The organism is Paraburkholderia sp. J11-2 (assembly GCF_905220185.1).
Lineage (GTDB): Bacteria > Pseudomonadota > Gammaproteobacteria > Burkholderiales > Burkholderiaceae > Paraburkholderia.
This window is the reverse complement of record NZ_CAJMYY010000019.1, coordinates 1-16,605: the sequence shown is the minus strand read 5'-3', so window position 1 is coordinate 16,605 and position 16,605 is coordinate 1. Positions and strand designations below refer to the sequence as shown.

Below are 16,605 nucleotides of genomic sequence, written 5' to 3'. Positions count from 1 at the left end.
AGTTTCCGCGCGTTACGCCTGAAGCAGCGCCGGCACGCGTCGCTTGACCCAATGCGTGGCCTGATCGTACGCATGGGCGAGTTGCAGCACCGAAAGATCCGCCTGCGGCTTGCCGATCACCTGCAGCCCCATCGGCAGGCCTTGCGCATTGAAGCCCGCAGGCACGCTGATCACGGGCAGTCCGGCAAGGCTGCCGCCAATCACGACTTCCATCCAGCGGTGGTAGGTGTCCATCGTGCGGCCCGCGATCGACTTCGGCCAATGCTCGCTCGCGTCGAACGGGAAGACTTGAGCGCTTGGCAGCACGAGGTAGTCGTAATGCTCGAAGAGGGCGAGCAGCGCGTTGTACCACTGGCTGCGCGTGACCGTGGCGTTCCACACGTCTTCGCCCGAGAGCTTCAGGCCGCCTTCCACTTCCCATTGCGCTTCCGGCTTGAGTTGCGCGCGCTTTTCCGGGTCGCGATAGAGCGCGCCCAACGTGCCCGCGCACGAGAAGTGGCGCAGCGTGAGCCAGGTTTGCCACAGGCGCTCCATGGCGAAGTCGGGGCGCGCGGCCTCGACCTTGCAGCCGATCGATTCGAAGTCCTTGAGCGCCGTTTCGCACAGTGCGAGCACGCCGTCTTCCATCGGCAGATAGCCGTCGTAATTGCCTAGCCAACCGATGCGCGCGCAACCAAAGTCGCGTTCGAGCGGGCCCGCGAACTGCGCGGGATCTTCGGCAATGGAAAGCGGTGCGCGTGCATCGTAGCCCGCCTGGGTGGAGAGCAGCATTGCGAGGTCGGGCACGTTGCGGGCCATCGGCCCCGCATAGCCGAGCTGGTGGAAGAACAGTTCGTGGGCGGGCACGGAAGGCACGCGCCCTTGCGACGGACGGAACCCGAACACGTTGTTCCAGCCGGCGGGGTTGCGCAGCGACCCCATCATGTCGCTGCCGTCCGCCACGGGCAGCATGCGCAGCGCGAGCGCCACTGCGGTGCCGCCGCTGCTGCCGCCCGCGCTGCGCGTGGGATCGTAAGCATTGAGCGTGGTGCCGAAGACCGTGTTGTAGGTATTCGAGCCGAGGCCGAATTCCGGCGTGTTCGTCTTGCCGATGAAGATCGCACCCTGCGCGCGCATGCGCGCGGCCATCAGGGAATCGGCAGCGGGCACTTCGTTGCGGAACAGCGGCGAGCCCTGCGTATAGGGAATGCCGGCCGTGGCCGTGAGATCCTTCGGCGCTTGCGGCATGCCGTGCATCCAGCCCAGGTACTCGCCGCGCGCGAGCTGGGTGTCGCGTTCGCGGGCCTGCGCGAGCAGCGTGGCGCGCTCGCGCAGCGAGACGATGGCGTTGGCCGGCGTATTCACGCGCTCGATATGATCGAGAAACGCGGTCATCACCTCGCGGCAGGACACCTTGCGCAGCCGTATCCATTCCGAAAGCTGGAGCGCGTCGGCCGCGACGAGATCGTTGGGGGACAGTTGTGCGGGGGACGGCTGTGCCTGGTTCATACGTGTCTCTCGTTTGCGGATGGAACAAGGGGAGGGTCATTGTCGCGCAGGCACGGCGCAAGCGAAAGGAAACGAATGGTTGCCGTTATGGGCAGATGGTTGCCGCGTGGGGCGGCCAGGCTATCGTACGGGTGCAATGGGTGCTGATGTGTCGTTGCCCGCTGTAGCTGGCTCTACAGCAGGAAGTGGGGCGCCACCGAGCGCTTGATAGAGCGCTGCTGTGTCCGTTAGCCGGTCCGCATGAACGCGCGTGCGATCGAGCATCGTCTGGAGTGCCTGGCGTTGTGCATCGATCAGCGAAAACTCGCTCACACCGCCTGCGCTGTAGCGAGTGTGTGTGATCGCCGCGTTGGCCTGCGCCTCGCGGGCGGCGTCGTCGCGCGCCTGCAGTTCGGTCGCATCGTTCTGGAGCGCCTGCAGTGAGTCGGCGACCTGCTGCAAGGCTTGCAGAACAGTCTGACGATAGTCGGCGAAGGCGGCTTCATATGCGGCTTCCGACGCGCGCTTCTTCGCGCGCAATTCGCCGCCATGGAACAGCGGCTGTGTGAGGCCGAGACCCAGGTTCCAGATATTGAGTCCGTTGACGACGTCCTCGATGTGCGTGCGCTCCGATCCTATGCCTGCGGAAAGCGAGATCTGTGGAAAGAGATTGGCGGTGGCCACGCCGACGTTCGCGCCAGCCTGGTGCAGCAGCGCTTCGGCGGCGCGTATGTCGGGACGCTCGCGCGCCAGCGTGGAAGGCACGGTGAGCGAGACCGTGTCGGGCAGATGCAGGGTATCGAGAGCCAGTGCGTCGAGCGGCGCGGCGAACTGCGAAGGCGCAACGCCCAGCAGCGTTGCGAGCTGATGCTCCGCGGCGTCACGCTGCGTTTCGAGCGGCGGCAGCGAGGCGCGTGTTTGCGCGAGCAGCGTGCGCTGGCTTCGCACGTCGATCTCCGCTGCGCCGCCGGCCGTGTAGCGCGCTTGCATGATCGCGAGCTGGCGTGCCTGTGTCTGCGCGAGTTGCGTTGTGAGGTCGATCTGGCGTTGGAGCGACGCACGGCGTATGGCCGTAGCGACCACGTTGCCGGCCACCGAGAGTCGCGCAGCCTCCATTTCGTATGCCTGATAATCGACCTGGGCGAGTGCGGCTTCGAGCGCACGACGGTTGGCACCGAACACGTCGAATACGTACGAGACGCTCACCGATGCGCTGTAAAGCGTAAACGGCGGTGGATTCGGCACTTGTGTAATGCCGAACGCGGCGAGATCGACCTTCTGGCGCGTGCCGGAAAGCTTCAGATCGACGGAGGGAAAGTTTGCCGCGCCTGCTTGCGCATTGTAGTTTTCGCGCGCCTCGACGAGCTTCGCGCGCGCCGAGTCGAGCGTAGGGCTCGCGCGCAAGGCCTGATCCACGAGTGCGTTCAACTGCGCGCTGCCGAATTGCGTCCACCACGCGTTCGGCGCGTGTTCCGCCGTGGCGAAGGTCTGCGCACCGCCGCCGGGTCCTGTTGCACTAGCGGTTGTCGCGGGCACGGGCTTACGCGTCCAGCCCGTGGCGTCGGGAGCGGCTGGCGTATGGAAATCGGGGCCCACGGTGCAGCCCGAGAGCGTGAGCACAAGCAGGCAGGCAAAGGCGGCGTCGCGCGTCATGATGATGGGCCTCGCGCTAATCGAGCGTGCGCCGGTAAAAGCGCACGGCGATCGCCATGACCGCGACCGTGAAGATGGCGAGCGGCCAGACCGCCGGCCACAGGTCGGTCCAGCCGTTGCCCTTGAGCAGGATGCCGCGCACGAGCCGGTTGAAATATGTGAGCGGCAGCAGATTGCCGAGCCACTGCGCCCAGCGCGGCATGCCGCCGAACGGGAACATGAAGCCGGAGAGCAGCAGGCTTGGCAGGAAGTAGAACATTGTCAGCTGCATGGCCTGCAACTGGTTTTGCGCGAGCGACGAGAGCGTGATGCCCACTGTGAGGTTCGCGGCGATGAAGAGCAGCGCTGAAAGATAGAGCGTCACGAGACCGCCCGCGAACGGCACATGAAACACGTAGCGCGCGGCGAGCACGATGATGGTCGCCTGGATCAGTCCAATCGCCACATACGGAATGATCTTGCCCGTCATCACCTCGATAGGCAGCACTGGCGTGGCGAGCAGATTCTCCATCGTACCGCGCTCGCGTTCGCGCGTGATGGCAAGGCCCGTCATCATCACCATCGTCATTGTGAGGATCACGCCCATGAGGCCTGGCACCACGTTGTATTGCGTAATGCCCTCGGGGTTATAGAGCCGGTGCACCTGCACGTCGAACGCGGCAGGCGTGCCGTTCAGGTGCGCGAGTGGGCCGGTGAGGTCTTTCGCGGCCACGGGTCCAACAAGGCCCGGCAATGCGGCGAGCGCAGTGGTAATGGCGGTGGGATCGCTCGCATCGGCTTCGACGAGCAGCGAGGGTCTTTCGCCGCGTAGCAGGCGCCGCGAGAAATCGACAGGAATGCTTAGCACGAACTGCACCGTGCCGCGCGCGAGCGCGCGGCGCGCCGAGGCTTCGTCGGGCAGCGTTTCGACCACGTCGAAATAGGCGGAATTGCGCATGCCCGCGACGAAGCTGCGCGCGAACACGCTGTCCTCGCCCACGACAATGGCGGTGGGCAGATGCTTGGGGTCGGTGTTGATCGCGTAGCCAAACAGCGTGAGCTGGATGATCGGCAGGCCGACGATCATCGCGAACGTGATGCGGTCGCGCTTGAGCTGCAAGAACTCCTTGAGCACGATGCTCCACCAGCGCGCCACGGAAAACGGAAACGACGCGCTCACGACGTCACTCCGTAGTTGTCCTGGGCATGGCTCATCAGATAGATGAAGACATCTTCGAGACCGGTGTCGATGCGTTCGGCGCGCAACGGCTGGCCCTCCACCGCGTGCGCGACCGCTGTAGCGAGCGCGGCATGATCGCGTCCGCTCGCATGCAGCGCGGAGCCGAACACCACTGTCTGGTCGATTCCCGGTGCGTTGCGTAACTGCGCCGCCAGCGCGGTCAGGCGCTCGCCATGAATCGCCCACGTTTCGAGGTTCTGTTCGGCGATCACCTCGGCGGCGGTGCCCTGCGTGAGCAGCTTGCCGTAGGCGATATAAGCGAGCTTGTGGCAGCGCTCGGCTTCGTCCATGTAATGCGTGCTCACGAGGACCGAAATGCCCTGCGCGGCAAGCCGGTGCAACTCCTCCCAGAAGTCGCGGCGCGCGGTAGGATCGACGCCCGCAGTCGGTTCGTCGAGCAGCAGCAGTTCGGGCTCGTGCAGCATGCAGGCCGCGAGCGCGAGACGCTGTTTCCAGCCGCCCGAGAGCGCGCCGGTGAGCTGGCTCGCGCGGCTTACGAGCCCGAGCGACTCGAGCGCGCGATCGACAGCTTCGCGGCGGTTCGGCATCTGGTAGATACGCGCGACGAAGTCGAGGTTCTCGCGAATCGTCAGGTCTTCCCAGTACGAGAAGCGCTGCGTCATGTAGCCTACGTGACGCTTGATCTGCGCGCTCTCGCGCAGGATGTCGTAGCCAAGGCACGTGCCCGAGCCGGAATCGGGCGTGAGCAGACCGCACATGAGCCGGATCGACGTGGTCTTGCCGCTGCCGTTAGGGCCGAGAAAGCCGAAGATCTCGCCGCGCGCCACGCGCAGCGACACGTCGTTCACAACATGCTTGCTGCCGAAACGCTTGTTGAGATTGCGCACGTCGATGGCGTAGTCGCCGGCCGATTGATCAGGTGTGCTCATTGCAGCGTCACCTCGACCGGTTGGCCCGGATGCAGCTTGACGGCATCTTGTGTGGAAGGCCGCGCCTCGATCATGAAAACGAGCTTCGCGCGGTTCTCGTTGCTGTAGATGACAGGCGGCGTATATTCGGCGGCGTTCGAGATCCAGGTGATGGTGGCGGGGACGTCGGCGGCGCAACCGTCGCAACGCACGTTGACTTTGCGGCCTGGCGCGAGCGAGCCGACGATCGTCTCCGGTACGAAAAAGCGCACCTTCACGTTCTGCGGTGGCAACATCTGCACGACTGGGTTGCCCGTCTGCACCCACTCGCCCACACGAAATAGCGTGTCGTAGACGAGGCCGCCGCTCGGCACGCTCACGCGCTTCTGGTCGAGCCGCCACTGCGCCTGCGCGAGTGAGGCGCGCGCGGCCTCGACGTCGGCGGCCTGGGCGGCGATTTGCGCGGTACGCCCCGGCAGATTCGCCACGCGCACCTGATTTTGCAGCTCGCGCACCTGGGCAGCTGTGGAGGCCGCCTGCGCACGCGAATCGTCGAGTTGTGCCTGTGCAATGCCGCCTGCGCGCAGTTGCGTCTCGTCGCGCGTGAGCTGGAGCGCGGCCTTGTGCGCGTTCGCCTCGGCCTGCGCGAGCTGCGCCTCGGTCACGCGCACTTCGGGTGGGCGCTTGCCGGTCTGGAGATCGGCGAGTTGCTGCTGCGCGGCCGTGAGCCGATGCTGCGCCTCGTCGCGCGCGGCGGCTTCCTCGACGGCGTCGAGCGCGAAGGCAGGTGCGTTGGCGGCCACGGTTTGTCCGCGTTGTACTTCGAGGTGCGTGAGCGTGCCCGACTGCGACGACGCGAGGTAGACATACTCGCCCTCTGCGTAGCCCTGCCAGCCGGACGGTTCATGCCGGGAGCAAGCGGCGAGCACGAACGCCATGGCGCACAGGCAGGCCATGCCAAGCTTCATGACGCGTTCTCCTTGCGGGCCGCCGCGCGGCGCCCGCGCTTGTCCTGCGGCGCCGGGCGCAAGGCCGCGCTCAACAGCGCGCTCACATGCCGATGCAGTGCCTCGCGCTCGATTTTCGGAAAGCCGCGCGTGCTTTGCCAGATCTTCGAAGTCGCGAGCGGCAGCATGACGAGCGCAAGAATAGAGATGAAGAGCAGCGGTGCTTCGAGTTCGGCATTCACGCTGCCGTCGCGCTGCGCCTCGCCGATGCGCGCGGCAAAGCGCTGTAAATGCTCAATGGGTAGCCGCTTGAGCATGCGCTCGCGCAGCAAGCCACCTTCGTTGACGATTTCGCGCAGCCAGAGCGGCGGCAGCCAGGGCATGCGCGAGGTGACTTCGAAGAGCCGCGCGACCAGTTCCTCCACGAGCGCGTGAGGGTCTTGCGCAACGTCGCCCTCCACACTCTCCCACACGAACGCAATCGAGCGCGCAATGCGCTCGTCGACCACGGCGTCGAGCAGCTTTTCGCGGTTCGTGAAGTAGTAGTGAACCATGGCGGACGTCACGCCCGCGGCCTCGGCGATCTGCGCCATGGTGGTGGCCGCAATGCCCTGCTCGCCGAACAGTTGCGTGGCGCTGGCGAGCAGCCGCTCGCGCATGTCGAGGTCGGCGGCGGCGCGGCGCCGGCCGCGCGGGCGGGGCGCCACAGCGGCGGCGGTGCGAGAGCGCGTGATCATCGTCTTACTTTAATTCACGCGTTAGTTAAATTCAAACTCCGCGCGCAATGGGTTAACCCTGCGGCGGTGCCTCATGAGCCGTTTCAGAACTTTCCTATACAAAAACAATGGCGCGTCGTTCAGGCTGTGAGATTCCCGCTGAAGGCTTAAATAAATAACTCCGCCATGGAACAAAAAATGAAACGCATCGTTGTCATCGACGACCATCCCATCGTGCTGAAGATGCTCGCCAACGTGCTGAATACGGAGTACGAACTGGTCGGAGAGTGCAGCGACGGCGAAGAGGGCCTGCGTCTCGTGCAGGAATTGCATCCCGATCTGGTGATCCTCGACCTCGAATTGCCGAAGCTCGACGGCCTTTCCGTCATCCGAGGCATTCGCGCGAAGCAGCCCGGCGCGCGCATTCTCGTGCTCTCTGCGAAGCCCGAGCTGGTCATGGCCAATCACACGCGCGTGGCGGGTGCGAACGGCTATGTGAACAAGAATCGAGGCGTCGAGGAGCTGTGCGGCGTGGTCAAGGCAGTGCTGCTCGGCTACGACTGCTTCCCGGCGGGCAGTTGCGGCGGCGGCCGCGACGTGGCGCTCAATGGGCTGTCGCCACGCGAAGTCGAAGTGTTGCAATACCTTGCGCGCGGCATGAGCAACAAGGGCATTGCCGGGCGGCTCGGGCTTTCAGATAAGACCGTCAGCACATATAAGACCCGCGTGCTGGACAAGCTCGGCGTGTCGTCGCTCGCGGCGTTGATCGAGTTTGCGACGTTGAACAAGCTGATCGAATAGCTGAACCGGAAGCGCGGTCGAAAAAAAAGCCCGACTTGCGTCGGGCTCCAAGTGTGACCGCACCCGTTGCCGGGCGCGGCACCTGCAAAAAACGGCTTGCTTACGCCGCGAGCAGCGAGCGCAGCACGAACGGCAGAATACCACCGTGCTTGTAGTAGTCGACTTCGATCGGCGTGTCGATACGCAGCAGCACTTGCACGCGCTGATCCTTGCCGTCCTTGTGGTGGATCACGAGCGTCAGGTCCTGTTGCGGCTTGAAGTCGTCCGTCAGGCCTTCGATGTCGAACGTCTCGTCGCCCGTCAGGCCGAGCGATTGCACGCTGTCCGCGCCCTTGAACTGCAGCGGCAGAACGCCCATGCCGACCAGGTTCGAGCGGTGAATACGCTCGAAGCTGCGTGCGACCACGGCCTTCACGCCGAGCAGCTGCGTGCCCTTGGCTGCCCAGTCACGCGACGAACCCGTGCCGTACTCTTCGCCTGCGAACACCATGGTCGGCGTGCCGGCGTCGATGTACTTCATGGCGGCGTCGTAAATCGATAGCTGTTCGCCGCTCGGCTGGTGAATCGTCAGGCCGCCTTCCACGCGCGTGCCGTCCGCCTTTGCCGGGATCATCAGGTTCTTGATACGCACGTTCGCGAAGGTGCCGCGCATCATCACGTCGTGGTTGCCGCGGCGCGAGCCGTAGCTGTTGAAGTCGGCCTTCTGCACGCCGTTTTCCTTCAGCCACTTGCCTGCGGGCGAGTCTTCCTTGATCGAGCCAGCCGGGCTGATGTGGTCGGTCGTGACCGAGTCACCGAAAATGCCCAGTGCGCGCGCGCCCTTGATCTCGGGCACTTCCGACGACGGCGTCATCGAAAAATCGCTGCCGAAGAACGGCGGCTCGGCGATGTAGGTCGACTTGGGCCAGTCGTAGACCTGACCTTCTTCGCCTTCGATCTTGCTCCACAGGTCGCCCTTCTTCGTGAGCTGGCTGTAGTTCTTCTGGAACGCTTCCGGGTCGAGCGCGAACTTGAGCAGCGCGTTGACTTCGTCGCTCGTCGGCCAGATGTCGCCGAGGTAGATGTCGCGGCCGCCCTTGCCCTTGCCAACCGGCTCCGTCATCAGGTCGCGCGTGATGTTGCCCGCGATCGCGTAAGCGACGACGAGCGGCGGCGAGGCCAGGAAGTTCGCGCGGATGTTCGGGTGGATACGCGCTTCGAAGTTGCGGTTGCCCGAGAGCACCGCAGCCGCGACGACGTCGTTCTTGACGATCGACTCGTTCAGCTCGGGCGTCAGGTCGCCGGCGTTACCGATACAGGTCGTGCAGCCGTAGGCCGCGAGTTCGAAGCCGAGCTTCGAGAGGTAGGGCAGCAGGCCCGTCTTCGTCAGGTATTCCGTGACGATGCGCGATCCCGGCGCGAGCGACGTCTTGATGTGCGGCGCGACCGTCAGGCCCGCTTCCACGGCCTTCTTCGCGAGCAGACCGGCGGCCAGCAGCACGCTCGGGTTCGACGTGTTCGTGCACGACGTGATCGCGGCGATCAGCACGTCGCCGTTGTGCAGCTTGACCTTCTCGCCCGCCGCGTATTCGGCGGAGAGGTCGGCGGCCTTCTTGTTGAAGCCGTTTTCGGCGACCGGCTTCGAGAACAGGTCGGTGAAGGTCGACTTCACGTGGCCGATTTCGATGCGGTCTTGCGGGCGCTTCGGGCCGGCCAGCGAAGGCGCGACCGTGCCGAGGTCGAGCACGAGCGTCTTCGTGTAGTCGATGTCGCCGGCCTTCGGCACGCCGAAGAGGTCCTGGGCCTTGAAGTAGTTCTCGAATGCCGAGATCTCGGCTTCCGTTCGGCCCGTGCCCTTGAAGTAGTCGATCGTCTTTTCGTCGACCGGGAAGAAGCCCATCGTTGCGCCGTATTCCGGCGCCATGTTGCCGATGGTCGCGCGGTCGGGCACGCCGATCGAGGCCGTGCCTTCGCCGAAGAACTCGACGAACTTGCCGACGACCTTTTCCTTGCGGAGCATTTCGGTGATGGTCAGCACGAGGTCGGTTGCCGTGCAGCCTTCGCGCAGCTTGCCCTTCAGCTCGACGCCCACGACGTCCGGCGTGAGGAAATACACCGGCTGGCCGAGCATGCCGGCTTCGGCTTCGATGCCGCCCACGCCCCAGCCGACCACGCCGATGCCGTTGATCATCGTGGTGTGGCTGTCGGTGCCGACGAGCGTGTCCGGGTAGTAGACGGTATCGCCGCCTTCAGCCTTCTTGTGCACGCCGCGCGCGAGATATTCGAGGTTGACCTGGTGGACGATGCCGATGCCCGGCGGCACGACCTTGAACGTGTCGAACGCCTGCATGCCCCACTTCATGAACTGGTAGCGCTCGTTGTTGCGCTGGAATTCCAGCTTCATGTTCAGGTCGAGCGCGTCCTTCTGGCGGAAGTAGTCGATCTGCACCGAGTGGTCGACGACGAGGTCCACCGGCACGAGCGGCTCGATGACCTTCGGATCCTTGCCGACCTGCTTGGCCACGCCGCGCATGGCGGCGATGTCGGCGAGCAGCGGCACGCCGGTGAAGTCCTGCAGCACGACGCGGGCGACGACAAACGGGATTTCGTCGACGCGCGTGGCGTTCGGCTTCCAGTTCGCGAGTTGCTCGATGTGCTCTTCCGCGATCTTCTTGCCGTCGTAGTTACGCAGCACAGACTCGAGCACCAGACGGATCGAGACCGGCAGGCGATTGATCTTCACGCCAAGCTGCTTGCCGAGCTGCGGCAGCGAGTAGAACTTGCCTTTACCGGAACCGCTGTCGAAATCTTTTAGCGTTTTGTGGAGATTGTGGGCCATAGTGTTTTCCTTCGTTTAATCGCGGAAATAACGCTTACTGCTCATTTGCTGCTGTCACGGATACCTGCCTGATTGCTCAGATCACATACATGTCGACGTACTCGTTGACGGGCAGGGCGCACAGCCGTGCTTCGTCGAGCGAGACATCGAGAATCGCCTGCTGCTGCTTCGCGGGGAAGCGGCGCGCGAGGTTGATTCGAAACTTCTCGATCAATAGCGGGATGCCTGCTTCGCGGCGCCGCTTGTGGCCGATCGGGTACTCCACGACGACCTCGTCGAGCGTCGTGCCGTCGCTTAGCGCTATGGTGAGCGCATTTGCGATCGAACGCTTGTCCGGATCGTGATAATCCTTCGTGAACTGCGGGTCTTCCACGCATACCGTTTTTGCGCGCAGGGCGTCGATACGCGGGTCGCTCGCGACTTCGTCTTCATAGTCGGCGGCGGTGAGACGCCCGAAGATCAGCGGCACGGCGACCATGTACTGGATACAGTGGTCGCGGTCGGCCGGGTTGGCAAGCGGGCCGCGCTTGTCGATGATGCGGATTGCCGCTTCATGCGTGCGGATGGTGATGCGCTCGATGTCCGCAACCGTCTTGCCGCGTTGCGCGAGCACGCCGTGCAGCGTCATCGCAGCTTCGGCTGCGGTCTGCGCGTGGAATTCAGCGGGGAACGAAATCTTGAACAGCACGTTTTCCATCACGTACGTGCCGTAGGGGCGCTGGAAGCTGAACGGCTGTCCCTTGAACGAGACGTCGTAGAAGCCCCACGTTTTCGCCGTGAGCGCCGAGGGATAGCCCATCTCGCCCGTTTTCGCCATGAGCGCGAGGCGCACGGCGCGCGAGGTGGCGTCGCCGGCGGCCCACGACTTGCGCGAGCCCGTATTGGGCGCATGGCGGTAGGTGCGCAGCGACTGGCCGTCGACCATCGCGAGCGTGACGGCGTTGATCAGCTCGTCGCGCGTGAGCCCGAGCAGGTGGCCGACCACGGCGGTCGAGGCGAGCTTCACGAGCAGCACATGGTCGAGACCGACCTTGTTGAACGAGTTCTCCAGCGCAATGCAGCCCTGGATCTCGTGCGCCTTCACCATGCCTTCGAGCACGTGCCGCATGGTGAGCGGCGATTTGCCCTGAGCGATGGCGGTGCGCGAGAGCCAGTCGGCGGTCGCGAGAATGCCGCCCAGGTTGTCCGACGGATGGCCCCATTCGGCGGCGAGCCACGTGTCGTTGAAGTCGAGCCAGCGGATCATCGCGCCAATGTTGAACGCGGCCTGAACCGGGTCGAGCTGGAATGACGTGCCTGGCACCTTCGCGCCGTGAGGGACGATCGTGCCCGGCACGATCGGTCCCAGCAGCTTGGTGCAGGCAGGGTAGGAGAGCGCCTCGAGTCCGCAGCCGAGGGTGTCGATCAGGCAATGCCGGGCCGTTGTCAGCGCGAGCGCGCTGTCTACCCGGAAATTCAGCACATAGTCGACGATATCGACCAGTACCTGGTCCGGATGCGGCCTGACGTTGGAGATCAGGGCGGACATCGAGGCGGTCCCTGGCCGAGGCTTACTGGCCTGCTGCGCCGCTAGCCGGTGCGGCGCGGTTGGCCGGGTTCAGCGCGTTGGCCTGCGTCGGCGCCATGGCGCCTTGTTGCATGGCAACGGTCTTGCACTCGTCGGCGAGGCGCGAGCTGTCCTTGTCCGAGAACAGCATGGCCTTCGTCGGGATCACGACGAGGTCGAGGCCGGTGGCGGCGTCGTGGAAGCGGTCGGCGCCCGTGGTCGTGGTCTGGCGCGGCAGGTTGTAGTTCTTGTTCGCCCAGTGAACGGTGACGATCTGGTCACGCGCCATGTCGCCCTTCAGGTCGAATTGCACGCCTTCAGCGCAGCTCCAGTGCTCCGAGCCTGCCGGGACCGGATCGACCTTCGCTTCCTTGGCCGGATTGGCCTTGCGCTTGATGATGCGATGCTTCGGAGCAGGCTTCTTTTCGGTCGTGGTCGTGCCTTGTGCGGCGGCGTCGGTAGCGGCCAGCATCAGCGTCGAGGACAGCGTGCCGATGACAGCGGCGATCAGCAGTTTCTTCATGAGTGTCAAACCTTTATCTATCTAAATGCGGTTGATCAGTGCGCGGTTGAACAGGCAACCGCCGTTTGCACTGCGCGCGCCCCGAAAGCGCGCAGCGGACGCTATTTTCACCTATTTATCGCCATGAACTTCAATTTCTCAGGCCCGGTGTTGTTTGCGCCTTGGTTCGCTAGTAACTGCCTGTAACTGTGCGTGACTGCCGGTGCTGCGCTATGCGGTGCGCGCCCCGCGTTGCTGCTCTGGCGCAATACGTTGAAAACGTTTTCCGCGCCCGTTCGTGGCGCACGTCACGCCTTCTGCGCCTTCTCGCCGGATGTAGCGACGCCCGACGCGAACAGCGGTGCCGCTTCGGCCGGCACGGCACGGCCGGTGGCGCGCGCGCGGCGCAGCACGGACCAGTAATAGCGGTAGCTCGCGCGGTCGTGCAGCGTGTCGCCGTGGCGTGTCGGACCCCATTGTGCGTGCTGCGCGGCCAGCAGGATTTCGGCGGCCAGGGCGATTTCCTCGTCGCGCGGCGCGAAAGCGGCCACGATCGCGGGAATCTGCGCCGGGTGAATGCTCCACATGCGCGTGTAGCCGAACTCGTTACGCGCGCGGCGCGCGTCGTTCGCCACCACTTCCATGTCGCGCACTTCCGTGCTCACGTTGTGCGAGGGGACGCGGCCAAAAGCGTGGCACGCGGCCGCGATTTCGAGCTTCGCGCGGCGCACGAGCGGGTGATCGAACTGGCCGGGCGAGCGCATGGCCGTGTCGGGAATGGCGCCGTCGTGCGCGGAGACGAAGTCCATCAGGCCGAAGCTCAGCGACTCGACGCCGCGCAGCGCAGCGAGGTCGAATACGCGCGCGAGCGCGCCGTGCGTTTCGACTAGCAATTGAACGGGAATGGGCGTGTCGATGCCCATCTCGACGCGCGTGGCTTCGATGAAGGCCGTCATTTCGGCGGCGTCGCCCACGGCGCGGATCTTCGGCAGCGTGATGAAGGCCGGCGCACGTTTGGCGGCGCGCAGGATCATGCGCACGTCGTCGCGCCAGTGCGGGTGATGAAAATCGTGGATGCGCACGCCAACGCGGCCAAAGCGGTCGTGCTCGCCGCCGATGAACGACGCCACGAGCTCGGCGTGTTCGGCCTCGCGGCCTACCTGCGCGCCGTCTTCGCAGTCGAGCGTGATGTCGAATACCGGGCCCAACTGCTGCTGCAGCGCGAGCGATTTGAGCATCAGCTTCTCACTGCCAGCGTAGTGGTCGCATGCGGGCAGGATGGCAGGCGGCGCTTCGCCGTCAAACAGCACTTCGGCTGGGAGCATGGCGCGCATCTTCGGCGTCGGGAGTCGAGTTTTGTAGGAGATACCGGATTCGGATGCGTCCTGCGAGCAAGGCGCATGCGGATCGGGCGGCCCGCGTCGGGGGGGCCGCCTGGGGCGGCCCGCGCAGGTCGGCCCACTCAGGCCCGCGGAGCTAGCCCCGCGCGCCCATAAAGCAGAACGGAACGGGCGTTAATCGCGCGTTCCGTTCATACAGCAGGCTTACTTGCCGAGCAGGTGAGCCACGCCTTCGCGCTCTTCGAGCAGCTCGTTCAGCGTGCCGTCCATCTTTTCACGCGAGAACGCGTCGATTTCCAGGCCTTCCACGCGCTTGTATTCGCCGTTTTCGCAGGTCACCGGCACGCCGTAGATGATGTCTTCGGGAATGCCGTACGAGCCGTCCGACGGGATGCCCATCGTGACCCACTTGCCGTTCGTGCCGAGAACCCAGTCACGCACGTGGTCGATGGCTGCGTTGGCGGCCGACGCTGCCGACGACAGGCCGCGCGCTTCGATGATCGCAGCGCCGCGCTTGCCGACCGTCGGGATGAACGTGTCGCGGTTCCACACGTCGTCGTTGATCAGCGCGTTGAGCGACTGGCCGTCGACCGTGGCGAAACGGAAGTCGGGGTACATCGTCGGCGAGTGGTTGCCCCACACGGCGAGCTTCTCGATCGAAGCGACCGGCTTGCCCGACTTGGCGGCCAGTTGCGAGAGCGCGCGGTTGTGGTCCAGACGCAGCATGGCGGTGAAGTTCTTCTTCGGCAGGTCCGGAGCCGACTTCATGGCGATGTAGGCGTTCGTGTTGGCCGGGTTGCCGACGACCAGCACCTTCACGTCGCGGCTGGCGACGTCGTTCAGCGCCTTGCCCTGAACCGTGAAGATTTCAGCGTTGGCCGAGAGCAGGTCCTTACGCTCCATACCCTTCGAGCGGGGGCGTGCGCCAACCAGCAGGGCGACGTCGGCGTCCTTGAACGCGACCTTCGGGTCGTCGGTGATGACCACGCCCGCGAGCAGCGGGAATGCGCAGTCGTCCAGTTCCATCACGACGCCCTTGACGGCGGCTTGCGCTTGCGGAAGGTCAAGCAGTTGCAGGATGACGGGCTGATCCTTGCCGAGCAGGTCGCCATTCGCAATGCGGAACAGCAGGGAGTAAGCGATCTGACCTGCGGCGCCGGTGACGGCAACGCGCTTTGCGGGCTTAGCCATTGAAAATCTCCAGGATGATGCGTTAGACGCCAGGGTAAAACGCCATTCTATATGCGCGATACACGAAGCGTAGGTGAAACCGGCGGTCTTTCTCGCTGGCGTGCGCGCTTCACTGGAACAACAATGACTGACAAGCCGTGACGCGTGCGCCGCCGGCGCGGACCGCCGTGCCGGTAACCTGTGCAACATGGCAAGAGGTGAACGGAGCGCCCTTCGAGGGACGCCGGACGCTGGCCGCTTCGCGTGTGCCGACTCCTGCAACAGCTCGCTCGGGCTCTCCCACAGATGCGCGGCGCGCGATGACTCGCGCGTGCCGGCTGGGCGGATGAAACCTCTACTGCGTTTACTGCGTGAGGGAACAGCATCGTGCAAGGCGGCTCGCAGCGCATTCGCCACGAGGTGGATGCCGCCGGCGGCTCCTCTTCGTCATGCCGGTTTCATGTCCTGAAATTAGCATGCAGCCTGCCCGCAAACCCTTGCTCGATCGGGAGTGTAGGAGTCGTCAGGGTCAAAGTCAACAGTATCTTATGTCTTATATAAGACATAACTATTGCAGGCAAAACGCTTGATGCGTGGGGGGCTTTATGTTGAAATGCGCGCCATGAGTGCAAACCCGGCCAGCAACGCGAATTCCACCGCTCCCGAGAGCGGGGTTCCAGCGTCTGCGCCCGCGGTGCCCCCGTCCCCGACCTTCAGTCCGCTGTACCAGCAGATCAAGGGGCTCATTACACAGAGCCTCGAGTCCGGCGAGTGGAAGCCCGGTGAAATCATCCCCAGCGAAGTCGAACTGGCCGCCCGTTACAAGGTGAGTCAGGGGACCGTACGCAAGGCGATCGACGAACTGGCTGCCGACAATCTGCTGGTGCGCCGTCAGGGTAAGGGCACTTTTGTTGCAACGCACAACGAAGAGCGCGCCCAGTTTCGCTTCCTCAGGTTGCTCGCCGATGACGGCGCGGAGCACCCGCACGTGAGCAAGCTGCTCGAGTGCCGGCGCCTGCGCGCTTCGGCCGAGATCGCGCGCCAGCTCGACCTCAAGCCCTCGGACCCGGTGGTGCTGATCCGGCGTCTGCTGCAGTTCGATGGCGAAAGCACCGTGCTCGACGAAATCTGGTTGCCGGGCGGTGTGTTCCGCGGCCTGACGAGCGAGCGCCTCGCCGACTACAAAGGCCCGCTCTACGCCATGTTCGAGGCGGAGTTCGGCACGCGCATGATACGCGCGACCGAGAAGATCCGCGCCGTGGCCGCCGAGCCTACCGTGGCCGATCTGCTCAAGGTGCCGGCGGGTTTTCCTTTGCTATCGGTCGAGCGGGTGTCCTATACCTATGGAGACCGGCCGGTCGAGGTACGCCGCGGATGGTATGTCACAACCGGGTACTACTATCAGAATGATTTGAGTTGACGAGCGCCGCGCGAAAGACGCGCAGCCCTTCCCCAGAGTGCCTTTGCTTGCGCGCACCACCGCCGTACCCGACGTGGATTTCGCTGCAGCGCGATATGAAAAGGCGCTAAAATTGCGAATTAGTGTTAACACATAGT

General features: G+C 64.5%; 13 protein-coding genes. 2 read left to right on the top strand and 11 right to left on the bottom strand.

The window, feature by feature from the left end; genetic code table 11:
• Positions 1-12: 12 nt before the first annotated feature.
• From U5A57_RS25140 to U5A57_RS25115, 6 genes are all read right to left on the bottom strand, one after another.
• A complete protein-coding gene (locus tag U5A57_RS25140; RefSeq protein ID WP_321914336.1) occupies positions 13-1,488 on the bottom strand; it encodes an amidase in 1,476 nt (491 codons plus the stop codon).
• 120 nt (positions 1,489-1,608) lie between these two features.
• Positions 1,609-3,120 carry an efflux transporter outer membrane subunit gene (locus tag U5A57_RS25135; protein ID WP_321914335.1) on the bottom strand — a complete coding sequence of 504 codons (1,512 nt, stop codon included), beginning with the start codon at positions 3,118-3,120 and terminating at the stop codon, positions 1,609-1,611.
• A gap of 16 nt (positions 3,121-3,136) precedes the next feature.
• Positions 3,137-4,279: an ABC transporter permease gene (locus tag U5A57_RS25130; protein WP_321914334.1), complete on the bottom strand. Its 1,143-nt coding sequence runs from the start codon at positions 4,277-4,279 to the stop codon at positions 3,137-3,139.
• Entirely contained in the window at positions 4,276-5,229 is a 954-nt protein-coding gene (locus U5A57_RS25125; RefSeq protein ID WP_321914333.1) for an ABC transporter ATP-binding protein, read from the bottom strand. Before U5A57_RS25125 ends, U5A57_RS25130 begins: the two co-directional genes overlap by 4 nt.
• Positions 5,226-6,176, bottom strand: coding sequence for an HlyD family secretion protein (locus tag U5A57_RS25120; RefSeq protein WP_321914332.1), 951 nt, complete (start codon positions 6,174-6,176; stop codon positions 5,226-5,228). Before U5A57_RS25120 ends, U5A57_RS25125 begins: the two co-directional genes overlap by 4 nt.
• Positions 6,173-6,892, bottom strand: a complete 720-nt coding sequence (locus tag U5A57_RS25115; protein ID WP_321914331.1) for a TetR/AcrR family transcriptional regulator — start codon at positions 6,890-6,892, stop codon at positions 6,173-6,175. Before U5A57_RS25115 ends, U5A57_RS25120 begins: the two co-directional genes overlap by 4 nt.
• Positions 6,893-7,069: 177 nt before the next feature.
• On the opposite strand from U5A57_RS25115, the gene U5A57_RS25110 reads away from it, so the two are divergent.
• Positions 7,070-7,672, top strand: coding sequence for a response regulator transcription factor (locus tag U5A57_RS25110; protein WP_321914330.1), 603 nt, complete (start codon positions 7,070-7,072; stop codon positions 7,670-7,672).
• A 100-nt stretch (positions 7,673-7,772) separates the two neighbouring features.
• Here U5A57_RS25110 and acnA read toward each other — a convergent pair whose 3' ends face one another.
• The 5 genes from acnA to U5A57_RS25085 form a co-directional block, all read right to left on the bottom strand.
• Positions 7,773-10,490 (bottom strand): aconitate hydratase AcnA, encoded by a 2,718-nt coding sequence (gene acnA / locus U5A57_RS25105; protein WP_321914329.1) that lies wholly within the window; start codon positions 10,488-10,490, stop codon positions 7,773-7,775.
• A gap of 76 nt (positions 10,491-10,566) precedes the next feature.
• A complete protein-coding gene (locus U5A57_RS25100) occupies positions 10,567-12,018 on the bottom strand; it encodes a bifunctional 2-methylcitrate dehydratase/aconitate hydratase (protein WP_321914328.1) in 1,452 nt (483 codons plus the stop codon).
• A gap of 22 nt (positions 12,019-12,040) precedes the next feature.
• Positions 12,041-12,559 (bottom strand): hypothetical protein, encoded by a 519-nt coding sequence (locus U5A57_RS25095; RefSeq protein ID WP_321914327.1) that lies wholly within the window; start codon positions 12,557-12,559, stop codon positions 12,041-12,043.
• A gap of 287 nt (positions 12,560-12,846) precedes the next feature.
• Positions 12,847-13,872, bottom strand: a complete 1,026-nt coding sequence (locus tag U5A57_RS25090) for an HpcH/HpaI aldolase/citrate lyase family protein (protein ID WP_321914326.1) — start codon at positions 13,870-13,872, stop codon at positions 12,847-12,849.
• A gap of 210 nt (positions 13,873-14,082) precedes the next feature.
• Positions 14,083-15,069, bottom strand: coding sequence for a malate dehydrogenase (locus U5A57_RS25085; RefSeq protein WP_158760585.1), 987 nt, complete (start codon positions 15,067-15,069; stop codon positions 14,083-14,085).
• A gap of 601 nt (positions 15,070-15,670) precedes the next feature.
• Between U5A57_RS25085 and U5A57_RS25080 the strand changes: the two genes are divergently transcribed.
• Positions 15,671-16,468 (top strand): GntR family transcriptional regulator, encoded by a 798-nt coding sequence (locus U5A57_RS25080; RefSeq protein ID WP_158760584.1) that lies wholly within the window; start codon positions 15,671-15,673, stop codon positions 16,466-16,468.
• The last annotated feature ends 137 nt before the right edge of the window (positions 16,469-16,605 follow it).

Excerpts from the sequence above, each read along its gene's own strand:
- U5A57_RS25140 (WP_321914336.1), bottom strand. The coding sequence starts at position 1,488 with ATGAACCAGGCACAGCCGTCCCCCGCACAACTGTCCCCCAACGATCTC.
- U5A57_RS25135 (WP_321914335.1), bottom strand. The coding sequence starts at position 3,120 with ATGACGCGCGACGCCGCCTTTGCCTGCCTGCTTGTGCTCACGCTCTCG.
- U5A57_RS25125 (WP_321914333.1), bottom strand. The coding sequence starts at position 5,229 with ATGAGCACACCTGATCAATCGGCCGGCGACTACGCCATCGACGTGCGC.
- U5A57_RS25120 (WP_321914332.1), bottom strand. The coding sequence starts at position 6,176 with ATGAAGCTTGGCATGGCCTGCCTGTGCGCCATGGCGTTCGTGCTCGCC.
- U5A57_RS25115 (WP_321914331.1), bottom strand. The coding sequence starts at position 6,892 with ATGATCACGCGCTCTCGCACCGCCGCCGCTGTGGCGCCCCGCCCGCGC.
- U5A57_RS25110 (WP_321914330.1), top strand. The coding sequence starts at position 7,070 with ATGAAACGCATCGTTGTCATCGACGACCATCCCATCGTGCTGAAGATG.
- acnA (WP_321914329.1), bottom strand. The coding sequence starts at position 10,490 with ATGGCCCACAATCTCCACAAAACGCTAAAAGATTTCGACAGCGGTTCC.
- U5A57_RS25100 (WP_321914328.1), bottom strand. The coding sequence starts at position 12,018 with ATGTCCGCCCTGATCTCCAACGTCAGGCCGCATCCGGACCAGGTACTG.
- U5A57_RS25095 (WP_321914327.1), bottom strand. The coding sequence starts at position 12,559 with ATGAAGAAACTGCTGATCGCCGCTGTCATCGGCACGCTGTCCTCGACG.
- U5A57_RS25090 (WP_321914326.1), bottom strand. The coding sequence starts at position 13,872 with ATGCGCGCCATGCTCCCAGCCGAAGTGCTGTTTGACGGCGAAGCGCCG.
- U5A57_RS25085 (WP_158760585.1), bottom strand. The coding sequence starts at position 15,069 with ATGGCTAAGCCCGCAAAGCGCGTTGCCGTCACCGGCGCCGCAGGTCAG.
- U5A57_RS25080 (WP_158760584.1), top strand. The coding sequence starts at position 15,671 with ATGAGTGCAAACCCGGCCAGCAACGCGAATTCCACCGCTCCCGAGAGC.